22 protein-coding genes are annotated in these 22218 nt (G+C 62.7%); 14 read left to right on the top strand and 8 right to left on the bottom strand.

The genetic code is table 11. The features are described 5' to 3' along the window. Positions 1–134 precede the first annotated feature (134 nt). The 5 genes from GRI97_RS15340 to GRI97_RS15320 all read right to left on the bottom strand — a co-directional run bounded on the left by GRI97_RS15340 (position 135) and on the right by GRI97_RS15320 (position 4019). Positions 135–632 carry a DUF1097 domain-containing protein gene (locus GRI97_RS15340; RefSeq protein ID WP_161392073.1) on the bottom strand — a complete coding sequence of 166 codons (498 nt, stop codon included), beginning with the start codon at positions 630–632 and terminating at the stop codon, positions 135–137. A gap of 124 nt (positions 633–756) precedes the next feature. Beyond that, positions 757–1146, bottom strand: coding sequence for a nuclear transport factor 2 family protein (locus tag GRI97_RS15335; RefSeq protein ID WP_161392072.1), 390 nt, complete (start codon positions 1144–1146; stop codon positions 757–759). A gap of 29 nt (positions 1147–1175) precedes the next feature. After that, on the bottom strand, positions 1176–1925 hold the full coding sequence (locus GRI97_RS15330) for an SDR family oxidoreductase (protein WP_161392071.1): 750 nt from the start codon (positions 1923–1925) through the stop codon (positions 1176–1178). Between the two features lie 49 nt (positions 1926–1974). After that, positions 1975–2364, bottom strand: coding sequence for a nuclear transport factor 2 family protein (locus tag GRI97_RS15325; RefSeq protein ID WP_161392070.1), 390 nt, complete (start codon positions 2362–2364; stop codon positions 1975–1977). Beyond that, complete coding sequence (locus GRI97_RS15320) at positions 2361–4019, bottom strand: GMC family oxidoreductase (protein WP_161392069.1); 1659 nt, start codon at positions 4017–4019, stop codon at positions 2361–2363. The genes GRI97_RS15325 and GRI97_RS15320 overlap by 4 nt, the downstream gene beginning before the upstream one ends. Before the next feature lie 80 nt (positions 4020–4099). Here GRI97_RS15320 and GRI97_RS15315 point away from each other — a divergent pair, with 80 nt between their 5' ends. The 5 genes from GRI97_RS15315 (at position 4100) to GRI97_RS15295 (ending at position 9929) form a co-directional block, all read left to right on the top strand. After that, positions 4100–4510 (top strand): nuclear transport factor 2 family protein, encoded by a 411-nt coding sequence (locus GRI97_RS15315; protein ID WP_235917874.1) that lies wholly within the window; start codon positions 4100–4102, stop codon positions 4508–4510. An 82-nt stretch (positions 4511–4592) separates the two neighbouring features. After that, the gene (locus GRI97_RS15310) at positions 4593–5720 is read left to right on the top strand and encodes a cobalamin-independent methionine synthase II family protein (protein WP_161392068.1); all 1128 of its coding nucleotides are present in this window, start codon (positions 4593–4595) and stop codon (positions 5718–5720) included. Positions 5721–5722: 2 nt separating this feature from the next. After that, a complete protein-coding gene (locus GRI97_RS15305; protein ID WP_161392067.1) occupies positions 5723–6499 on the top strand; it encodes an IclR family transcriptional regulator in 777 nt (258 codons plus the stop codon). Between the two features lie 269 nt (positions 6500–6768). Further along, entirely contained in the window at positions 6769–8934 is a 2166-nt protein-coding gene (locus GRI97_RS15300) for a TonB-dependent hemoglobin/transferrin/lactoferrin family receptor (protein WP_235917873.1), read from the top strand. A gap of 14 nt (positions 8935–8948) precedes the next feature. Continuing rightward, positions 8949–9929 (top strand): DUF6607 family protein, encoded by a 981-nt coding sequence (locus tag GRI97_RS15295; protein ID WP_161392065.1) that lies wholly within the window; start codon positions 8949–8951, stop codon positions 9927–9929. 192 nt (positions 9930–10121) lie between these two features. Here the strand turns inward: GRI97_RS15295 and desA are convergent, their stop codons facing one another. Both desA and GRI97_RS15285 read right to left on the bottom strand, forming a co-directional pair. After that, entirely contained in the window at positions 10122–11531 is a 1410-nt protein-coding gene (gene desA, locus GRI97_RS15290) for a syringate O-demethylase (RefSeq protein WP_161392064.1), read from the bottom strand. A 42-nt stretch (positions 11532–11573) separates the two neighbouring features. After that, positions 11574–12278, bottom strand: coding sequence for an alpha/beta fold hydrolase (locus tag GRI97_RS15285; protein WP_161392063.1), 705 nt, complete (start codon positions 12276–12278; stop codon positions 11574–11576). A 142-nt stretch (positions 12279–12420) separates the two neighbouring features. Here GRI97_RS15285 and GRI97_RS15280 point away from each other — a divergent pair, with 142 nt between their 5' ends. Then, positions 12421–13290 (top strand): methylenetetrahydrofolate reductase, encoded by an 870-nt coding sequence (locus GRI97_RS15280; protein WP_161392062.1) that lies wholly within the window; start codon positions 12421–12423, stop codon positions 13288–13290. A 56-nt stretch (positions 13291–13346) separates the two neighbouring features. Further along, positions 13347–14282: a bifunctional methylenetetrahydrofolate dehydrogenase/methenyltetrahydrofolate cyclohydrolase FolD gene (folD, locus tag GRI97_RS15275; RefSeq protein WP_161392061.1), complete on the top strand. Its 936-nt coding sequence runs from the start codon at positions 13347–13349 to the stop codon at positions 14280–14282. Positions 14283–14351: 69 nt separating this feature from the next. Here the strand turns inward: folD and GRI97_RS15270 are convergent, their stop codons facing one another. Then, positions 14352–15317 (bottom strand): magnesium and cobalt transport protein CorA, encoded by a 966-nt coding sequence (locus GRI97_RS15270; RefSeq protein ID WP_161392060.1) that lies wholly within the window; start codon positions 15315–15317, stop codon positions 14352–14354. A gap of 147 nt (positions 15318–15464) precedes the next feature. On the opposite strand from GRI97_RS15270, the gene GRI97_RS15265 reads away from it, so the two are divergent. From GRI97_RS15265 to GRI97_RS15235, 7 genes are all read left to right on the top strand, one after another. Further along, a complete protein-coding gene (locus GRI97_RS15265) occupies positions 15465–15965 on the top strand; it encodes an RNA polymerase sigma factor (protein ID WP_161392059.1) in 501 nt (166 codons plus the stop codon). 83 nt (positions 15966–16048) lie between these two features. Then, on the top strand, positions 16049–16987 hold the full coding sequence (locus tag GRI97_RS15260) for a FecR family protein (protein ID WP_161392058.1): 939 nt from the start codon (positions 16049–16051) through the stop codon (positions 16985–16987). A gap of 117 nt (positions 16988–17104) precedes the next feature. Beyond that, positions 17105–19549, top strand: coding sequence for a TonB-dependent siderophore receptor (locus GRI97_RS15255; RefSeq protein WP_161392057.1), 2445 nt, complete (start codon positions 17105–17107; stop codon positions 19547–19549). After that, positions 19543–19812 carry a DUF3649 domain-containing protein gene (locus tag GRI97_RS15250; RefSeq protein WP_161392056.1) on the top strand — a complete coding sequence of 90 codons (270 nt, stop codon included), beginning with the start codon at positions 19543–19545 and terminating at the stop codon, positions 19810–19812. Before GRI97_RS15255 ends, GRI97_RS15250 begins: the two co-directional genes overlap by 7 nt. 20 nt (positions 19813–19832) lie before the next feature. Continuing rightward, complete coding sequence (locus tag GRI97_RS15245) at positions 19833–21239, top strand: PepSY-associated TM helix domain-containing protein (RefSeq protein ID WP_161392055.1); 1407 nt, start codon at positions 19833–19835, stop codon at positions 21237–21239. Beyond that, positions 21236–21499 (top strand): DUF3325 domain-containing protein, encoded by a 264-nt coding sequence (locus tag GRI97_RS15240; RefSeq protein ID WP_161392054.1) that lies wholly within the window; start codon positions 21236–21238, stop codon positions 21497–21499. The genes GRI97_RS15245 and GRI97_RS15240 overlap by 4 nt, the downstream gene beginning before the upstream one ends. Further along, positions 21499–22215, top strand: coding sequence for an energy transducer TonB family protein (locus GRI97_RS15235; protein ID WP_235917871.1), 717 nt, complete (start codon positions 21499–21501; stop codon positions 22213–22215). Before GRI97_RS15240 ends, GRI97_RS15235 begins: the two co-directional genes overlap by 1 nt. Positions 22216–22218 lie beyond the last annotated feature (3 nt).

The raw sequence follows: 22218 nt of genomic DNA, 5'->3' as shown, positions 1-22218 counted from the left end.
GACCTGCTCCTAAATCAGTAGCGGCAATATAGGCCTTGGTCTGTGACAGGGCAATGAACCATCCGAAGATGGCGCAGCCCGCCATTCGCGGCCTTTTGCGGTAAAAGGCTGCGAATGGGCGGATTTGTGCGGGTTTACGCGCCCTTTTTGGTCAGCGCATTGGCCAGCAGTTCGGACACAAAACCAAAAATACCGCCGATGATGATCGACAGAATCACCGGGCCGATGGCTTCCTGCGGGGTCTTGCCCGCCAGCAGAATCGGGCCGGCAACCGAAGCGAAGCCATAAACGCTGGCCGGAATGGTCGCCAACAACGGCGCCTTGCTGGCAAGGCAGATCACGAAAGCGCCAACACCCACGGCAATCGGCGCAGCCATCACGCCGGTGCCGACCAGCGGACCGCTGGCGCCCATGACGGCGAGCATACCGACGATCGCGCCAAAGCTCATGCAGACAATTGCGGTGGTCGTGCCCTTGGCGCCGCCGCCCGAATGGAAATGACAACCCCAGGCGATGAAGGAAATCCACACCAGGCCAGCCAGCGCCGTGGTGGCGAGCGGCCCGACATAGATCCAGGTGTCGAGTACGGCCAGCAGGCCAACGGAAACAGCAAGCGCATAATATGCGGGCATCGAAAATCCCTCCCTGAAACAATCCCAGTCTCCGCCCGATCTTGCGCCGGGCAGCAGCGCGCGACGCTACGCCAAGTGGCGCAACGTGCAATAGCCTATTTTGCAGGGCGCAACTGGCGGCGGGTCAGAAGATTCCGTTATCGTGCGGCAGTTTTTCGGGAATTTCCTGCACCACTTCCCAATGTTCCTTCACCTTGCCGCCTTCCAGACGGAAATAATCCACGATCGACATGCCCGGATCACCGGGAAAGCGGATCGTGTGGATATGGAACATGGTCCGGTCGCCGTCGACCATGCTGGCCTTGATCGCGAAACTGATGTTCGGAAAATGATGCGCGCGGTTCTCGAAGAAATCGCGCAGCCCTTCCTTGCCCCCGCTCGCGGCAGTGGAATGCTGGATATAGTCGTCGGCCAGGAATTCATCGATCCGGCTCGCATCGAAACGAAACAGCATTTCGTTATACATGCGGGTGCAGAAATCGAGATTGGCCTGTTCCTGTTCCGTGCGGCTCATACCGTCACCCTCCCTGAAGTTCCTGTGGCTCAGCGCAGTTCGAGCATGCCGCCGTCGACATAGAGATTGGCCGCCGTGATGAAGCTGGCATCGTCGGACGCCAGGAACAGCACGGCCTTGGCCACCTCATCGCTTTCGCCCATGCGATGCATCGGGACATTGGCGATCATCTTTTCCTTCAGCCCGGCGATCGCTTCATCGGTCATGCCGGGGTTGCGATAGAGCAGCGGAGTGTCGATCGGACCGGGGCTGACCATGTTGAGCCTGATGCCTTCGGAAACGAGTTCCCCGGCGAACACCTTCATCACGGCATAGAGCCCGCCCTTTGCCGCCGCGTAAACGCCATTGCCCGGCAGGGATGCATGCGCGCCGATCGATCCGGTGACCACGATCGATCCGCCCTTCCCCATCAGCCGGACGGCCTTCTGCAGGGCAAACACGCAGCCCTTCAGATTGATCGAATGGGTCAGATCCCAGCTGTCGGGCGTGATATCGCGCAGCGGGGCAAAGCCGCCCACGCCGGCATTGATGAACAGCACATCGATCCGGCCGTCTTCCGCCTCAATCGCGGAAACCACCGCTTCGCTGGCGGCGATATCGGCGATGTCGGCGCTGTAGCCCTTCGCACCCGGAATCTGCGCCACCGCATCATCGATGGTCTGCTGGTTGCGCCCGGTGAGGTGGACCTTGGCGCCTTCGGCGGCGAAAGCCCTGGCAGAGGCGAGCCCCATGCCGCTGTTGCCGCCCATAACGAGCACGATCTTATCCTGGAAACGCATTCTATCCTCTCCCTGTCCGCCCGCTTTTATCCCTGCGGTTGCGGTTCGATCAGAATGGCGAGAGCGGGTTGGGCCCGCCTTCGATCACATCCTGCATGACATCCCAATGTTCGGCGACGAGGCCGTTTTCGACCCGGAAAATATCGATCACCGCCCAGCCCAGATCATCGGGCCAGCGGCGCACATGATAATGCACCGTAACGTGATCGCCATCGACGAAGGCGCGCTTCACATCATGAACCGCATTGGGCGTCTGTTCCCGGATCATGTCCAGAAACGCCTTCAGCTTGTCCCGCCCCGGTTCCACCGACTGGTTGTGCTGGATGTAATCGGGCGCGATGAAACGGTCGACCGCCGCTGAATCCATCGGGTTCAGCACTTCGGCAAACATGCCGAGCACGATATCCAGATTGGCCTGTTCTTCTGCGGTGCGGCTCATGCGGCGTCCCTTTCCGGCAATTCGGCGCGCGGCAGGCTGCGGCCCAGGATCAGATCGGCCGCCTTTTCCCCCACCATGAAGGCCGGCAGATTGGTGTTGCCACCCGGAACCGTCGGCATGACCGAGCAATCCGCCACGCGCAGCCCCTCCACCCCGATGACGCGCAGTTCATTGTCCACCACCGAGCGTTCACCCATACCCATGGCGCAGGTGCTGGTGGGGTGTTGCGCCACATAGCAGCTGGCGCGGATGAAGGCGTCGAGTTCATCATCGCTGTCCACCTGCACACCGGGCGTGCGTTCGGATGCGATCAGATCGGACATCGGCTTGCTGTTGTAGATCTTGCGCGTGACGCGGAATGCCCGCCGCATCTGTTCGCGGTCCGCCTCTTCCGACAGGATGTTGAGCGTGACCGAAGCCACATCGCGCGGGTCGTTGCTCTTCAATTCGACCCAGCCGCGGCTTTCCGGATGCAACTGCACCACACCGGCCCAGAACACATGTCCCTGCTGCGCCTTGATGCCGGGGAACCAGGGGTGCGCGTCGAAGCGGATCGGATTGACCATGATCTGCAGATCGGGCCGATCGAGATGCGGCGCGGTGCGGATCACGACATTGCAGCTGTTGACCTGCGTCGCCATCGGCCCCTGACCGGTCAGCGCCCAGCGGATCGAATTCATCGCGATCTTGTCCCAGCGCAGCTGATTGAGGAAAGTCACCGGCTTGGCAGCGTTGAATTCCAGGCTGGCGCAGGGATGTTCCTGCAGATTGCGGCCCACGCCAACGCTGTCATGCACGACGGCGATACCATGGCTGCGCAGATGTTCTGCCGGACCAATCCCGGAAAGCAGCAGCAGATGCGGGGAGTTGTAGGCGCCGCCGGACAGGATCACTTCGCGCCGGGCGCGCAGCTGCTGCGGGCCATTGGGACCATCGATTTCCACGCCGACGCAGCGCTTGCCCTCAAACACCAGCTTGCGCACCAGCACGCCCGAACGGACATCCAGGTTCTGCCGCCCCATCGCCGGCTTCAGATAGGCGGTGGCGCCGCTGACCCGGCGCCCATTTTCATCAACCGTCTGTTCGCCGCGCGCGAAGCCTTCCGGATTGGCGCCGGCGAGATCGTCGGTGGTGGAAAATCCGGCCGCCGCCGCCGTGCGCATCATTTCGTCATGCAGCAGATAGGGCGAATCGATCGGGCGGGTTTTGATCGGCCCGCTGCCGCCGTGATAGGTGTTTTCGCCGCGCCAGCTGGTTTCCGACTTGCGGAAATAGGGCAGCACATCGGCAAAGGACCAGCCACGGGCACCCATCTGCGCCCATTGATCGTAATCCGCCGGATGGCCGCGCATGGCGAACATGCCGTTGATCGAGCCCGACCCGCCGACGACCTTGCCGCGCGGCAAAGGCATGCGCCGCCCGTCCAGATGCGGTTCGGCCTCCGTCCAGTAATTCCAGTTGAAACGCGGATCAGGCATCGCCTTCAGAAAGGCGAGCGGCATCTTCAAATAGAGATGTTCGTCGCGCTGACCGGCTTCGAGCACCAGCACCTTGTTTGCCGTATCTTCGCTCAACCGCGCTGCGACGACGCAGCCCGTGCTGCCCGCGCCCACCACGATGAAATCGAAATCGGCGTCCGCCTGTGTTGCGACCATCAAATACTCTCCCTTGCGGCAACCCTAACGATCGTTAGGATCACTGGCAAGAACAGGTGAGGATACCAAAGGGAGAGTTGATGATGGCTCAGCTGCGATCGGCAGAGGATTACGCCCGCTATGCCGCCGCGTTCAATGCGCGCGATTATGATGCGGTGTTCGATTTTTACGACGACAATCCGCGCATGGCGTTTTTCGGGATCGAGATCACAACCCGTCAGCAGTTGCGCGATTTTTATGGCTTCCTGCATCAATATGTCATCGAGACGATCACGGTGGAGCGGATCGCCGTGAGCGAGAGTCTGGCGGCCGTCGAAGGGGTGATCCGGATCGAGGCGACCGGAGACCTGACGCGTGAGACGCTGGACGCCCGTGGGATGGCCCAGTTCTTCCCCATTACCAAAGGCGATGTGCAGGAAATGCGGCAATATATTCATTACCATCTCAAGGATGGAAAGATCGCCAGCGTGGGCTGCGCGCTGGTGCCGTGAGCCGCCAAGCGCGGTGCTTTTCGCACTTGCGTCTATTTCGCATATATGAAAGAACGCGCTCTACTCTGGAGAGCGTTCTTTCATGATCAAGACCACACATGTCGGCAGCCTGCCCCGTGGGCCGGAACTGGTTCCCGTATTGCTCGCGCGTGACAAGGGCGAAGCCTATGACGAGGCGGAATTCGACCGTCTGGTCCAGGCCGCAGTCGACCAGGGTGTGAAGGATCAGGTTGCCGCCGGTGTTTCGATCGTCAGCGACGGCGAATTGGGCAAGGTCGGCTATTCCACCTATATCATCGAGCGCCTGTCCGGCTTTGGCGGCCATTCGCCGCGCAAGCCCGCGCTGGATCTGGCGCAGGTGCCGGAACTGACCAAGAAGCTGTCCGCCATCATGGGCGCGCAGGAATTCACCCGCGCCAGCGCCATCGACAAGGTGGAACTGGTCAATCTGCAGCCGCTGCATGACGATATCCGCCGCTTCAAGCTGGCGCTGGAACGGCATGGGAATGGAGTGGAAGCCTTCCTCAATTCGGCCAGCCCGGGCCTGATCACCGCCTTCCAGCCGAACCAGTATTACCCGACCCATGAAGCCTATCTGGCCGATCTCGCCACCGCGATGCGCCCGGAATATGAAGCGATCGTCGATGCCGGTTTCCAGCTGCAGCTCGACTGCCCGGATCTGGCGATGAGCCGCCACACCGGTTACCAGGACATGGATGAGGCCGAATTCCTCCGTACCATCCAGGCCAATGTCGAGGCGCTGAACGAAGCGACCAAGAACATCGCGCCGGAAAAACTGCGCATGCATGTGTGCTGGGGCAATTACGAAGGCCCGCATGATTTCGACATTCCGGTCGAAAAGATCCTCGACATCGTGCTGTCGGCCCGCCCGGCGACCATCCTGTTCGAAGGCGCCAATCCGCGCCACGAACATGAATGGGTGGTGTGGCGCGACGCCAAGCTGTCGGACGAGAAGATCCTGGCCCCCGGCTTCATCGACAGCTGTTCGAACTATATCGAAACGCCCGAACTGATCGCCCAGCGCATCGAACGTTTTGCCGATTTCGTCGGCAAGGACCGGGTCATCGCCAGCAGCGATTGCGGCTTCGGCACCTTCGCCGGTTACGGCAAGATCGACCCGTCGGTGGCGTGGAAGAAGCTGGCCAATCTGCGGGCGGGTGCCGATATCGCGGATGCCCGGATCGGCTGAACATGGCGGATTTCCCGCCCCATCCGGGGCATTCCGGCATCGCGCAGTCAAGTCAGGTCAAATCGGCCACCCGTACGCTCGACATCATCGAATTCGTTGTCGCGCATGATCGACCGCTGGTGGCGCAGGAAATCGCCACCGCGCTCGGCATTCCGGTGTCCAGCCTTTCCTATCTGCTCGCGACGCTGGTGGAACGGGATTATCTCGCCCGTGACGGGCGCCGTTACTCGGCCGGGCCAGGGCTGGCCCGGCTGCAGGCACGCAGCGGCAATCTGCAATTGGCGGAGCGCGCCGCACCGCTGGTGCGCGCGCTGCGCACGCAATTGAACGAAACCGCCAGCTTCTTCGTGCTGACCGATTGGGATGTGGAAGCGCTGGTGACCGAAAGCAGCGAACAGGCGCTGCGCTATTCGGTCGATATCGGCAAGCGCATGCCCCTGCACGCCATGGCATCGGGCAAGGCCGTGCTGGCCGCCTTGCCGGAGGCGGAAATCGACCGCTATTTCCGCGAAACCATCCGCGAGCGCTTCACGGCCTCGACCGTCACCAGCGAAAAGGCGCTGCGCAAGCAGATCGAAGACATCCAGCGCACCGGCTTCGCCTATATGGACGAGGAATATTCGCTGGGCATTCGCGGTGTCAGCCGGGTGGTGATGCAGGCCGGCGTGCCGGTCGGATCGCTGTCTGTCGCGATCCCGAGCGCACGCTGGAACGAGGCGCTGGAGCAGCGCGTGCTGGACATGCTGCAGCGCACCGCCGGATTGCTCGACACCATCTGAGCCGCCGGTCAGTTGCCGGATCACCTCCGGTTTTGGCCATTTTCCAATATCAGCGCAGCTTTTCACCGCATGGATGACCGTGTGCGTTGACCTCTGCCCTTGCGCGACCTATCCGCTATTGCGAGTCAATGTTATTAGCAAATCAAGGTCGCGCAGTGATGGTTTCGAAGGTCGGTTTACGGTTTGATTGTGTGTTGGGGCGCAGCTGCGCCGGAAAGCTGAGAGGGGCAATGTTGGCTGGTGCAGCACTGGGGATTGCCGCCCCGGCCATGGCTGCAGAAGATGATGCCGCCAGCGACCAAAGCCGCGATGCCAGCATTACCGTCACCGCCACCCGGGCGCCGATCAAGCTGGAAGACGCACCGGCCACGGTCACGGTCATTTCCGATACCCAGATCGCCGATATGCTGGTGACCGACATCAAGGATCTGGTCCGCTTCGAACCCGGCGTATCGGTGCGGCGCGGCCCCGCGCGCTTCGGCGCGGCGCTTGGCGCCACGGGAAGGGCCGGGAATGAAGGCTTCACCATCCGCGGCATCGGTGGCAATCGCGTGCTGATCCAGGTGGATGGCATCCGTACACCGCAAGGCTATTCATTCGGCGCGCAGGATGCCGGGCGTGGCGGCTATACCGATGTCGGGCTGATCAAGTCGGTCGAAATCCTGCGCGGCCCCGCCTCCGCCCTCTATGGCAGCGACGGGCTGGCCGGTGCGGTCAGCTTCACCACCTCCGACCCGGAAGATCTGCTGCGTCCGGGACAAGATGTCGGCGGCTTTGGCCGGGTGCAATATTCTTCAGCCGACAATGAATGGGCCGAAACCATCGCCGCCGCCGGGCGCGCGGGCAATTTCTCCGTCCTGCTGGCCTATACCCGCCGCGATTTCCAGGAACTGGAGAACCAGGGCACCGTCGATGGCATCGGCGCGACGCGGACCCTGCCCAATCCGCAGGATGGCCAGTCCGACGCGGTGCTGGGCAAGCTGGTCTACACCGATGGTGGCCACCGCGTCCGGCTGACCGGGGAATTGCTGCGCACCAATGTGTTCAGCAATGTGCTGTCAGGCGAAGGCCCGTCCGGGCTCGGTTGGAATGTCGATCAACTGACCGCAGAGGATCGCACGCGGCGCGGGCGGGTCTCGGCGGACTGGAGCTGGCAGGGCGAAGGGGTGGTCGATTACGCCCATGTCGCCGGATATTGGCAGAACGGCCAGGATATCCAGTTTTCGGACGAGGACCGTTCGCCATCGGCCGACCGCGAACGGCTCAACACCTTTGAAAACCGCGTATGGGGCCTGTCGGCCGAAGGGCGCAGCGATTTCGCCACGGGCGCGCTGGGCCATCGCCTGTCTTTCGGCGGCGATATCAGCTGGACCGAGCAGAAGGGCCTGCGCGACGGGGTGGCCCCGCCGGCGGGTGAGACCTTCCCGTCGAGCGCCTTCCCCAAGACCGATTTCATGCTGGGCGGCGTGTTCCTGGGTGATGAGATCAGCATTGCCGACGGGCTGGTGACGCTGTTCCCGGCATTGCGGTTCGATTTCTATCGCCTCGAACCGCAGGATGATCTGCTCTATCCGGCCGCCAGCCAGGCCGGGCAGGAGGATTCCCGCCTGTCGCCCAAGTTCGGCGCCGTGGTCAATCTGGGCCATGGCATCCGGTTGTTCGGCAATTACGCGCAGGGCTTCCGCGCGCCGACGCCGAGCCAGGTGAACAATTTCTTCGGCAATATCGCCTATGGCTACACCTCCGAACCCAATCCCGATCTGGGGCCTGAGCGCAGCGAGAGCTGGGAAGGCGGCGTACGCTATACCGGCAACGGCTTCTCGCTCTCCGCGACCTATTTCAAGGCCGATTACGAGGACTTCATTTCCCAGGAAGTGGTGTCGGGCTCTTTCACTCCGGCTGATCCCGCGATCTACAAATATATCAATCTGGGCCAGGTGGAGATTTCCGGGGTTGAGGCCAAGGGTGATTTCACCACCGGTTTCGGCCTGACCGGCCGCGCCGCGATTGCCTATGCCGATGGCAAGAAAATCGCCGCCAACGGCAGCAAGAGCCCGCTCGATACCATCGACCCGCTGACCATCGTGGGCGGGCTGGGCTATCGCGATCCGGGTGGTGTGTTCGGGACCGAGCTGATCGTGACGCACAATTCGGGCAAGAGCGCCGAGGATGCCGTCGATGCGTGCAACAGGAACCTTTGCTACATTCCGCCAGCATCCACCGTGCTGGACCTGACCGCATTCGTAAAGGTTACAGACGCGCTGACCATTCGTGGCGGCATCTTCAACCTGACCGATGAAACCTATGCGCTGTGGAGCGATGTTCGGGGGCTGACCCAACATCTTCCCACCACCACCGACACCGTTAACCCGACCATTCCTGCCTACACCCGCCCGGGCCGCAACGGCAGCGTTTCGATCAGCTACCGGTTCTAAGGGAAACAGAGATCATGACACGCCTTACCCTCAGCCTTGGCACTGCGATGCTAGCCTTGGCCATGGCGGCCAGCCCGGCGCTGGCCCATCCGCCGATCGCCAAGGCAGCCACCAACGCCGCAGCGGCCGCATTCGATCAGGACCGGGCCGACATCCTGGCCATGGCCGGCGATTTCCTCGTGCGGTTCGACATGCAGGAATCGACCCCCTTGCGGGCCGGTTACCAACCGATCGACCCGAAAATCTCTGGCGGGCATGAATCGGTCCGCGTGGTGGAAGATACCGGGCGCAAGATCGTACTGCAGCATCTGCTGGTGGCCGAACATGAAGGCCAGACCTTCATCATCAAGCATTGGCGGCAGGACTGGGAATATGAACCTGCCCGGATTCTGGCCTATTCCGACCGCAATGAATGGAGTTGGCAAGAGGTGCCGGCCGATCAACGGCAGGGGCGCTGGTCACAGACCGTCTATCAGGTGGATGACAGCCCGCGCTATTCGGGCTGGGGCCAGTTCGAAACCGAGACTGGCGTCCGGCGCTGGCGTTCCAACCTGACCTGGCGCCCGCTGGCGCGGCGCGATGCCGTGCGCAACCCGGTCTATGACCGGTACTATGGCATCAACCGCCATCAGGTGACCCCGAATGGCTGGATCCACTGGCAGGACAACACCAAGCTGGGCCTGACGGATGGGCAGTTGCAGCCCGTGGTGCAGGAATATGTGCTGAACAGCTACACCCGCTTCAGCGATTACAATGTCGCGGCGGCGGATGAATATTGGGCCAAGACGCAGGGCTTCTGGGCCGGGGTGCGCGCGGTCTGGGCCGAAGTGGCCGATCACCATGGCGCGATCCGGATCAAGGAAGAAGCGGAGACTGGCACGGTCATCGCCGGGCGCCTGCTGCAGATTGCCGAGGATATCCGCGGCGGCAAGACCGCCGAGGCGGCGGGCCTGGCCGAAGCGCGGCAGCTGATTGTGGCAAACACCGGCGGCTAAACGCCAAGACTTTCCCGTGACTGGCGTCGTTGCCGTTCCTTTCGAGGGCGGCAACGGCGCCTTTTTTGTTGTGCGACAGCCCTGAGGCAAACCCGAAGAGACAACAAAAAGGGCGGCCATCCTGCGATGGCCGCCCCGATTGTTCATTCGGCAATGCCTGGGTTCAGGCCGCCAAAATCAGCACCTGATAAATCAGGCGTTGGCGCCAACGCCCTTCTGGCGCCAGCTGTCCGCATAGGCGTCACGAGCGACGTTCGAATACGGAACCGGCGAGATGATCGCCTTGATTTCCGTCTGCACGTGCTTTTCGACCGTCGGCTTGGTGGTGCCGCCATTGGGTTCGCCCCAAACCAGCGTCACTTCCTTGCCCATTTCGACATAGGCCGGGTCGATCATGGCCAGGCTCAGCATCTTGCCTTCATTGGACGAGTAACCGATCCAGGTCGAAACGCCGATCACCTTGCCGTCAACCTTGACTTCGTCGAACGGGTGCATTGCGTACACCGAGCTCGGGAATTCGAAGTACTTGGCGCGATCGCCTTCGGCATAGAGCGAGCTGAGCACGCGGGTCATGGCTTCGTTGTCGAGAGCCAGCGTGACCTTCTGCTTGTGCGTTTCGTTGGCCATCTTTTCGAGAGCTTCGCGGCCCACGAAATCATGGTCGAACTTCACGATGTGGCCGTAACCGATATCCCACGGGGTCAGGTAGTAGCCTTCGATCGATTCCGGAACATAGGAACCGCCGATCGAGCACATGCCGGCATAGGACTTGCCCGAAGACCATTCGCGGAACTGCTTGAGCATCGGATGGTCACCGGTGAAGGTGGCCGGCAGCGGCGAAGGCAGCCAACCCGATTCAAGGGTGTTCGACGAATAGGCGCGGCCGCCGACCAGGGTCAGACCGAAGTCCTTGCCTGCTTCGACCAGAGCCGAGTGCACGGCTTCGTAATCTGCCCAGGGGCCGAACAGTTCGTAGCCCGGCTGACCGGCCATGCCGTGGCGGAGCGCGATCACGTCCTTACCCGAGATGTCGATGTGTGCCATGTTGAAGAACTTCAGATCCGGCGGGGTCTGGCCCATGGCCTTTTCCAGCACCTTCATCGCGTTCGGGCCTTGGAGCTGGAAGCGATAGTTCTTGCGCTTGCCGTCGTTGCGCAGCGCCCAGCGTTCGTCACGCTCAACGGTCACGTCCCAGTCGCCGGTTGCGGCGTGGAATTCGACCCATTCGATGGCCGGTGCACGGCCGACGAGCGAGAATTCGTTTTCGTCGAGGTAGAACAGGATCACGTCACCGATGACGTAGCCGTCCGGAGTGACCGGAACATACTGCTTTGCCTTGTTGACGGTGAAGCCCTTGAAGCTGTTGATCGCGGTGTATTCGAGCAGCTTGAATGCGTCGGGGCCGCGAACATAGAGTTCGACCATGTGGTACGACTGGTTGAACAGCACGGCCGATTCGGCCCATGCGCGCTGTTCGTTGCGCCAGTTGGAATATTCTGCGGGAACGCCCGGATAGACGTTCGGGCCGGTCTGCTGGTTGCGCAGGAATTCGACGACGTCGCCGACCGAATCCAGCTTCTGCTGCAGGTTCTGTTCACTCATAAGCTTGCCTCTCCGCTAAAGAAAAAACGTGTCTAGCTTGGGTTAATCATCCGCCGGCATATCGAGCCAGCGAGCGATGGCGGTGTTCACCTCTCCGGGCGCTTCGAGGGGCAGCATATGCCCTGCACCGGGAACGATGACGAGTTGGGAATTCGCAATTTGTCCTGCAAAAGCCTCGTGCTGGACCGGCGGCGCCCAACCATCTTGCTCGCCGGTGATGACAAGCGTGGGACAGGTGATCGTGGCCAGCAGGCTTTCACATTCAGGACGGGTGACCAGCGCGTTGATATGCGCATCGAATCGGGCCTGGCCCTGATCCAGGCACATCTGCCGCATCGGTTCGTAAATTTCCGGCTTTGCGCGGTTGGCCTCTGCCACCATCGGCGGCAGCCATTGATCGACCAGTGCCTCAAACCCATGATCGTAACCGACCTGCTGCAGCACAGCCCGCTTTTCCGGTTCACCCGGGCGGACGGGGTGCACGCCGGTGGAGGACAGTGCCAGCCGGCGCACGCGTTCGGGCGCCAGGCGATAGACCTCCAGCGCGATGCGGCCGCCCATGGAATGGCCGAACAGATCGAACCGATCGGGCGCCTGATCCAGGGTTATGCGGGCCATTTCCTGCAGCGTATCGGCCGGGCTTTCATCCGGGCCATAGCTGTTCATCGCCCACGAATCGGCAAAGGCCGCGACTTGCGGCGCAAATGTGCGCGCATCACAGATCAGGCCTGGAAGATATATCAGCATCGCTCTCGAACGTGGTTGCGTTTGAATTCGCAGGTATGAAATTTTCGTCTATCCGAAAAAAATGACCTGCGCTAGACACTTTGTGAAACCGCGCAGAACGCCTATGGCCGCCTGCGTAAGCGAGACGAGAGGAGTAGATTCCATGTCCTATGCCGCAATCCACCCGGATTGGGAAAAACCCCGCAGCAATATGGTCGATGGCTATTCGCTGGAAATGACAGCGAAGGAAACCGCAGGCCTGCGCGAAGCCGCATCGGCGATCCGTCCGGGCACGCAGATTGCCGTGACCTTCCTGCCGGGCGAAGAAATCGAACAGCGCGTCGAAGCTGCCGTGCTGGTGCGCGAGCTCGGGTTCGAACCGATCGTTCACCTGTCTGCCCGCCGCATCCTGTCGGAAGAGCAGCTGGAAAACTATCTGCGCGACATCACCACCAAGGCTGGCGTGAAGCGCGTCTTCATCATCGCTGGCGATCCGCCTGAAGCCGAAGGTCCCTATTCCGATTCGCTGCAGATCATCGAAACCGGCCTGCTGGAAAAGTATGGCATCGAAATCGTCGGCGTCGGCGGCCACCCGGAAGGCCACCCGAACAACACCAAGGACCAGCTGTGGGACTGGATGGAGCGCAAGATCGCAGCTGTCCGCGCACATGGCATGACCCCGCTGGTCGTTACCCAGTTCGCATTCGACGATGATGCGATCGTGGAATGGGTGGGCGAAATGCGCGCCCGCGGCATCGATGTTCCCGTGCGCCTGGGCGTCCCCGGCCCGGCCGGCATCAAGCGCCTGCTCGGCTTTGCCAAGCGTTGCGGCGTTGGCGCATCGGCATCGGTCATGAAGAAGTATGGCGTTTCGATCACCAATCTTCTCGGCAATGCCGGCCCGGACAAGCTGGTCAATTCGCTGAATGAGCTGCTGGGCGACCAGCATGGCCGCGTGCGCCTGCACCTTTATCCGTTCGGCGCGCTGAAGGCGTCAGCCGATTGGATCAACAGCTACGACGCCAAGCACTGATAATTTGCCCCGGGCGGCACGCTGCGTGCCGCCCGTCTGGGGCCGAGGGAGATTCAATGGCAGAGATTATCGATGGGCGCGCCGTCGCCAACAAGCTGGATGAGCGCACCAAGCAGCAGGTCGACGAAATGGTCGCCGAAGGCCTGCCGCGCCCTGGCCTGACCGTTATTCTGGTGGGCGACGATGGCGCCAGCCAGGTCTATGTCCGCCGCAAGATCAAGGCATGCGAAAAGGTCGGCATCATTTCGACCGAACACCGCCTGCCGGCGGAGACCAGCCAGGCCGATCTGCTGGCGCTGGTGGAACAGCTGAACGCTGATCCCGAAGTGCATGGCATTCTCTGCCAGGTGCCACTGCCCGACCATATCGACACCCGCACCGTGCTGCGTTCGATCAGCCCGGACAAGGATGTCGACGGTTTCCACCCGGTCAATGTGGGCCGTTTGTCGACCGGCACCGGTGGCATCGTCCCCTGCACCCCGCTGGGCGTGATGCTGTTGCTGGAAACCGTGGTCGATGACTTCATCGGCAAGGATGCCGTGGTGATCGGCAAGTCCAACATCGTCGGCAAGCCGGTGGCCAATCTGCTGCTCGACCGCGAGTGCACGGTTACCGTCACCCATATCCACACCGCGAACCTGCCGGAAATCGCCAGCAAGGCCGACATCATCGTCGCCGCCGCCGGCGCGCCCGAACTGGTCAAGGGCAGCTGGGTCAAGCCCGGCGCCGTGATCATCGACGTGGGCATCACCCGCATCATGGGTGACAACGGCAAGGAACGCCTGGTTGGCGACGTGAAGTTCGACGAAGTCCAGCATGCCAAGGCCGTGACCCCGGTTCCCGGCGGCGTGGGCCCGATGACGATTTCCTGCCTGCTGGCCAATACGGTGCAGGCCGCCCGCGCACTCGCGGGGGGAAACCCGGCACCGACAGGTGAAAACCTGTACCACGACGCACCCGACCGTTCGATGTTCGGGGCCGACAAGGCGTAAGCCAGGCATATGCTGGCTTGAAAAAGGGGCGCTCCGATTGGATCGGGGCGCCCCTTTCCTGTTGTGTCGTCAGAGCCAGCCCATCCGGCGAAACCGCGAATAGAGCACTGTACAACTGGTCGCGACCACGCCCAGCACGACGAAATAGGCATAGCGCCAGCGCAGTTCGGGCATGAAATCGAAGTTCATGCCGTAAATGCCGGCGATGGCGGTCGGCACGGCCAGGATCGCCGCCCAGGCTGCCAGCTGGCGGGTAATGGCGCCCTGCCGGCTCTGTTCGAGCAGGCCGGCCACTTCCAGAATGCTTCCCAAGGTCTGGTTCAATCCGCGCGCGCGCCAGACCGAACGCTTGGCGCTGTCATGCACATCGCGGAAGAATGGGCGCGCCCGGTCATCGATGCAGACCTGCTCGGTCTGTGCCAGCTTGGCCGAAACCTCTTCCAGCCGGCCGCAGGTCCCCTCCACCTTGCGCAGCAGGCGGCGCAGCCGGAAGATCCGGCGGATGTTGGCCTGATCGGGAAACTCATCGACGGCGCTGTCTTCCATTTCGCCGACAACGCCCTCCAATTCATCGATCAGCGGTTCATAGCCGCTGACGATGAAATCCAGCACGGCATAGAGCACCACATCGGGCCCTTCGGCCAGCCGTTCGCTGTTCGCTTCCAGCTGGGCGCGCATCTCTGTGTGGGCGCGGGTGCTGCCCAGCCGGATGGTGACGACGAAATCATGGCCCAGGAAGATGGTGGTCTGGCCAAAAGTGATCGTCTCCCCCGGGCCCAGCGTGGCGGTGCGGGCAATGACCGACAGCATGGTGCCGAAGGTTTCCACCTTGGGCGCGTGATCGGGCGTGTGCGCATCTTCCAGCGCGAGCGGGTGGAGATTATAGGCCTGCCCGATCCATTCCAGCTCTGCATCGGTGGGATCGGCCAGGCCGATCCAATCAAACTCCCCCTCCCCCACAGGCGGCAGGCCCGGAGTGAGATGGTCCCTGATGATCCGGCCGTCCCGATACCGCCGCGCCGCCAATATGGTCATGCGCGGGATGTGGCAGAGCCGGCGATGGGTGGCAATCGGGGACTCAGGGGCGTTCCGGTCATGCCCGAAAACAATTGCAGCAGGCGTCGAGAATTTTGCAATTCAATCTCAACATGCATAAGGGCGCCCAGGGAGTGTCGCCACATCATGTCCAGCGATCCGAGCCAGATTTCCGCCGCCAATGCTGCTCTCACGCGCTTTGTGCGACGCCAAGGGGGAAACCCCAGCGATGTCGATGACATCGTGCAGGAAAGCTGGCTGCGCCTGTCGACTGCGCAGCCAAAGACCCCGGTCCGCAACCTTGCGGGATATCTGCGCCAGATTGCGGCCAATCTCATTCGTGATCGCCATCGCCGCACTGCCCTTGGTGTCGAAACACTGGCACCCAATACAGAACTGGACCTGACACCCAGCCCCCGCAGCGACCCGGAGGCCCTGCTGATAACACGGGATGAGCTGGCCCGGATGGAAAATGTGCTGGCCGGGATGCCCGCGCGGCGACGCGAAGTGTTCCGCCTGTCACGCATGGATGGCATGACCTTTGCGGAAATCGCCCGGCAACTCGGCATTTCTCGCCAGACCGTGCATGAGCACATGATGCACGCCCTGATCGTGATTCAGCAGGCAGCGGATTGCGACGAAGGCTGAGTGTACCTGACAAATTGGCAACTGTTTCGTCTAGTCAATGCGGCCGACATGGCGATAGGACCGCATCCGGGAGGCGAACAAGCGTGAACGAGAGCGACGGCACGCGCGATACCGGACAAATTCGGGACGAAGCCACGCGTTGGTTTGTGCGGCTGCACGACGATCCGGCCGATCCTGCGCCCAGAGCGATGTTCGAAGCATGGCGGGATGCCGACCCGCGCCATGCCGAAAGCTACGCCCGGATCCAGCGATTGTGGGGCGCATCCGGCCATTTGCCCAGCCTGGCACACAGCCCGCCGAAGGTCGACCGGCGCAGTGTGCTTCGCGGTGGCATGGCTGCAGCGGCCAGCGTTGCGGCCATCGCGGGGATTGGACGAATTGCGCTGGGGCCGCACCCATTTGCCGATCATCGAACGACCACGGGGGAGCGACGGAATATCGCCCTGGCCGACGGATCGACTGTCGAGCTTTCCAGCGCGAGCGCACTCGATTTCGAAATGCGCCCGCATGAGCGGGTTGCCCGCCTGCTCGGCGGCGAGGCGTTTTTCTCTGTGGCGAGCGATCCGGCGCGCCCTTTCCGGGTCGAAACAGGGGATGGCACGGTGACCGCGCTGGGTACGGCATTTGCTGTGGCCAATGAGCAGCGGGGTGTTCGGGTGACCGTTACCGAACATGCCGTCCAGGTGCAGGCCTATCAAAGCGCCGCACAGGTGAATGCCGGGCAGGCACTCGTTTTTGGGAACGGGAGCCTGGGCCCGGTAGAGACCAGCGATCCCAACCGGCTCGCCTGGCGCGATGGCCGGCTTGCCTTTGCCGCGCGCCCCCTGGCGGAGGTTGTCGCAGAGCTGGGCCGCTGGTCGGGCAGCGAGATCATCGTGCTGGATGATGCGCTGGCACAGCAGCCGGTCACGCTGATGATCGGCACGGACGATGCGGCATCCGGCGTTGAGCGAATTGCGGCCGTGGTTCCCATGCGGATGATGCGGGTTGGCAAGCTGCTGACTTTGCTGCGGGCAGCGTGAAAACGCTCATGCCTGAAAATAATTCGCATTAGCCCTGACAATCCGTCTGCTGGTTCGTCTTAGCCGCTGAAGGGCGCGTTATGCGCTGCCACGACGACCGACAGGGGACACCAGACCATGATCATTTCCACCCCGATGCGTGCGGGCCGCTTCCGGCTGGCGCTCGCCCTGATGGGCTGTGCCAGTACGGCTATGGTCCTGCCCATGACGGCAGCGGCACAGGCTGCGTCCGCCCGCTTCGACATACAATCTCAGCCGCTGGCAACGGCGCTGGCCGCATTCAGCCAGCAATCCGGCATCGATATCGTGGGCGGCGTGGCCATTCCCGACATTCGCACCACCGCTGTCACCGGTACGATGGCGCCGGCTGAGGCCCTGTCGCGACTGCTGGCAGGATCGGGCATTTCATATCGCTTCACCAATGCGGGGGACGTGGTGCTGGAACGCGCACCGCAAGCGGCCGATGGGACGGTTCTGCTTGGTCCAGTACGCGTTACCGACAGCACGCCCGGCGCTGCCCGGGAAGAAGCCAGTGCCTGGGCGCCGGTGGAAGGTTATGTCGCGCGTCGTACGGCATCCGCCACCAAGACGGATACGCCGCTGATCGAAGTGCCGCAGATCGTGAACATCGTCACCGCAGACCAACTGACTGCGACAGGCGCCCAGTCGGTCGGTCAGGCTTTGCGCTATACGCCCGGTGTCTATGCCGAACGCACCGGATCGATCATCGCCGATGACAATCTGACCATCCGGGGTTTCACCGCCCGCACCTATGTCGATGGAACCCGCCAACCGCGTGGCGACCTGACCACGGCCCAGATCGACCCGTTCGGTCTGGAGCGCGTCGAAATCCTCAAGGGGCCCAGTTCCGTGCTGTATGGTCGCAGTGCGCCGGGCGGGATTGCCAATCTGGTGCGCAAACGACCGACTGCCGAAGCGCAGGGAGAAGTCGAATTGCTGGCAGGCAGTTATTCGCGCTTCCAGGGCAAGATCGATATCAGCACGCCCTTTGACAGCGAGGGCGTGTTCTCCGGCCGGATCGTCGGGCTCGCGCGCGATTCCCGCACGCAGATGGACCATATCGACGACAACCGGGTATTCGTGGCCGGCAGCCTGGCCTGGCGCCCGTCAGCGGACACCGACCTCAACTTGTTCGCGTCCTATCAGGACGACAAGACGGGCGCCGGCAGCTTCTTTGCCGAGGGTACACTGCTGCCCAATCCCAATGGTCCGGTTCCGTCCGATGTCTACCTCGGTTCCAGCACCGACGGCTATCTGCGCGAACAATGGCTGCTCGGCTATCGGCTCGATCATGATTTCGGCAATGGCATCCGGATCCGCAGCAGCGCCGATTACACCGACACAGCCGCCTCCATTCAGTATCCGCTGGTTTACGGACTGGGCGACGATTTTCGCACCGCCACCCGTTATCTGGGCATCACGCCGGAGGACTTCCAATCCCTGACGCTGGATAACAGCGTGGAATTCGCCTTCGACACCGGGGCAATCGGTCACCGTATCCTGGTCGGATATGATTTCATGACGGCGAAGGCCAATCGTGATGACATTCCGATCTATTATGGCGACGAAACCTATGTCGATGTCGATATCTACAACCCGGACAACAGCCCCGGCGAACTCGGCGATCGTTATACGCAGCTCTATTTCACCCAGCGGCAGCATGGCCTGTATCTGCAGGATCAGATCGCGGTCGACCGGTTGCGCATCACCCTGGGTATCCGCCACGACTGGGCCGCCACGCAGGGCTGGACCAGCTACTTCCCGACGCCGGAATACCGCCAGCGGGACAGCAAGCTGACCGGCCGCGCGGGTGCCGTCTATCTGTTCGACAATGGCTTTGCGCCATTCGTCAATTTTTCGACCTCGTTTGAACCGGAGCCCGGCGCAACACGCGCAGGCCTGCCGTTCGAGCCGCTGACCGGGCGCCAGTTCGAAGCCGGGCTGCGGTTCCAGCCGCCGAGCGAGAATCTGTCCATCACCGCTTCGGTGTTCGACATCGAACAACGCAATGTGCTGGCTCCGGACCCGACCGACTGGCAGTTCAGCGTACAGATCGGCCGGGTGAGATCACGCGGGGTCGAGATCGAGGCGAAAGCGAGCCTGGCAGCAGGGCTCGACGCCACAGCAGCCTTCAGCCACACCGATGCCCGCGTGCGCGAAAGCAGCGAAACCGGCACACCAGTCGGCAACCGTCTGCACTTCGTCCCGCCGACCCAGGCATCCCTCTGGGCGGATTACCGGTTTGGCGGGGAAGACCCGGTGGGCGTGTCCCTTGGCGGAGGTGTCCGCTATGTCAGCCGGCAGGAAGGGGATGCGGCCAACAACCCCGATCTGCGCATTCCCTCATCCACCATATTCGACGCACGAATCGGCTTCGACCTGTCGCAGCTTTTCGGATGGGGCGAAGGGCTGACAGCCCAGATCAACGCCAACAATCTGTTCGACCGGCGCTATGTCACGGGCTGCAATTCATCCTTCTATGCCTTCTGCTATCTGGGCCAGCGGCGCACGCTGATGGGCAGCATCGCCTATAAATGGTGAAGTCCGAGCATCTTGGCATAGGCAGTCGATTGCTGGCGGCGGGGCCGGGGGGTTTTGCCCTCGCCAACGCCGCCGCAGCGCTTGGGGCAGAGACCTTGCCATTGTCAGCCGCCGAGGCGGTGACCTGGGCAACCATGGCGGCATTCCCGATCCATCTGGCAGCCATCATCTGGGCCTTCGCGGCACGCAGCGCTGCATGGGCCTGGGCGGGCATTGTCATCCCGGCGCTGGTCTGCCTGTTGATCCTGTCAGCGACGGCATGAAAGCGAATTTTCATCTGTCGATGATTTGGCTCCACCGATGGTCGGGGCTCATTTTCGGTTGGGCGCTGTATGTCATCGCGCTGACGGGAACCGTAGTGGTTTTCAGCGATGAAATCAGCGTGTGGATGCAACCGGAGCTGCCCGCAAATACGGTTGCTGTCGAACAGGCGCTGATAACAGCCCAAACACATCTGCAGCGCGCGGCCCCAGTTGCAGAGTTCTGGTCCATCACGCCATCGGCGCATCACGGCGGGGTAACGATCGCCTGGGCCGGAGCCGATAGCGCCGGCAATGACAGAGGCGACAATGCCCTGTTCGACGCGGTTACGGGGGCGGTTGTCGCCGCACGCGACAGCCACGGGACGGAGCCGCTGGTCGATCTGCATTTCCGGCTGCATTCGGGCCCCGTAGGAATGTGGATCGTTGCGTCGGCCGGTATGGTGATGCTGCTGGGGCTGGTGACCGGCGTCATCGTGCACCGGCGCATTTTCCGTGATTTTTTCATGTTTCGCATTGGCAAGGGACAGCGCAGCTGGCTCGACGCGCACAATATTGCCGGCGTTCTGACCCTGCCGTTTCAATTCGTGATCGCCTTCACCGGTCTGATGATTTTTCCGGTGCTGCTGATGCCGGGGGCATTGCAGGCCGGCTATGGCGGGGATCGCGCCGCCTATGTCTCCGATTGGTATCTCCCGACACAGCGAGAAGCGAGCGGAATGTCTGCTCCGCTAGCACCGCTCCTGCCGATGCTCGCGGCGGCCGAACACCAGCTCGGTGGGCGCATCGAACAGATTGCAGTTGCCCATCCTGGCGATGCGGCGGCCATCGTCACCTTCTGGCGCGGCACAGACGATCGGTTGAGCATGATGGCCGACTGGGCCGCCTTCGACGGGCCGAGTGGCCGCATGCTTGCCAGCCAGACCCGCTACCCACCGGGGATCGAGACCAGCGGCGTCATGGTCGGGCTGCATTTTGCCAAGTTCGGCGGCGCCTGGACACGCTGGCTGTATTTCTTTTCGGGCCTGGCCAGCACTGCGCTGATCGCCACCGGCCTGCTGCTCTGGACCGTCAAGCGCGGACCCGAGTCCGGCAAGGGCTTGGTCGCGGCGCTCAATCTGGCGACCATCGCCGGGCTGCCCATGGCGATCGCGGCCTATTTCGCCGCCAATCGGTTGTTGCCGGTGGATCTGACCGAACGCGGCGAGTGGGAGATACGGATCCTGTTCCTGAGCTGGGCCGCTTGTCTGGGTTGGGCCCTGATGCACAATCGGTGGGCAAGCTGGGCGGGCATGATGTTGGGCGCTGCGTTTCTGCTGGGCATTGCGACAATTCTGGGCGGCACTGGCCCGGTCACCCTCTCGCTTGCGCTGAGCGCAGTTGCCCTGGGAACGACGGGATTGCTGCTCATACGCGGGGCTAGGGCATGATCGCGCTCACCTTGCTGCTGGCCACTGCCGGCTTTCTCACGCTGGCGCTGTCGATGCAGAGACATCGGCGCGATCTCGGGCGGCAGGGCAAGCCACCCCGGGCGATGCGGCCGGTTGCATTCCTGCTGATCGGCCTCAGCGTGTTCCCGGCCGTCGCAGATCAAGGCCTCGCCATCGGGATCACGAGCTGGGGCATGGCCCTGTCCGTCTGCGCCATGGCCGTTGCCGCCTGGCTGACTGTGCGATCGTCATGGCGATGATGACGCAGTCGGGATATGCGGGCCGGAGTTCGGGCGGGGTCCGCGCGACTGCATTGGCAGTCACCATCCTGCTGCATGTCTGCGCCGCGATCGTGCTGACGATCCGGTTTTACAGCAGCCCGCAGGTGCAGGGCGCAACGGCGCCGATGGTCGTGGAAATGCTTCCTGCAGCAGCGGAATCCACCCCTGAGAATGATCCGGTAGCGGAAGATCCGCAGCCACCGACAGAACAGCAGCCGGTGCAGCCACAGCAGAATGCACCGGCGCCCGCCCCGGCGCTGCGGTTTCCCCCGATCGCCGCCCAGAACCAGCTGCCTGCCGAACCGGTGACGCCTGCCCCCACTTCCGCTGCGACGGCCCAGCCGCGCCCGGCGCCTGCGTCGCCCCCGGCTGCCCCCTCCCCCCCTACGCGGCCAGCATCGCCTCGTTCGGGGCCCGACAGCTGGGAAGGCCGGGTGCTTGCCCGCATAGACCAGATGCGCCGCTATCCCTCAGCGGCGCGAACGCGGCGTCAGCAGGGTGTGGTGCACATTCGTTTCCGAGCCGCTCGCGACGGCCGCGTGATGTTCGCGGCGCTGGAGCGATCATCCGGCAATGCTTCGCTTGATCGCGCGGCGCTGGAAACGATCCGCCGCGCCGAACCGCTGCCCCCGATACCGGAGGACCGCCCGGACGAGATCGAGCTGGTCGTGCCGGTCGAGTTTTTCCTGCGATAGACA

Origin of the sequence: Croceibacterium xixiisoli (assembly GCF_009827305.1) — a bacterium.
Taxonomy (GTDB): Bacteria; Pseudomonadota; Alphaproteobacteria; order Sphingomonadales; family Sphingomonadaceae; genus Croceibacterium_C; species Croceibacterium_C xixiisoli.
The sequence above is the reverse complement of the archived record's forward strand: the minus strand, read 5'-3'. Positions and strand labels throughout refer to the sequence as shown.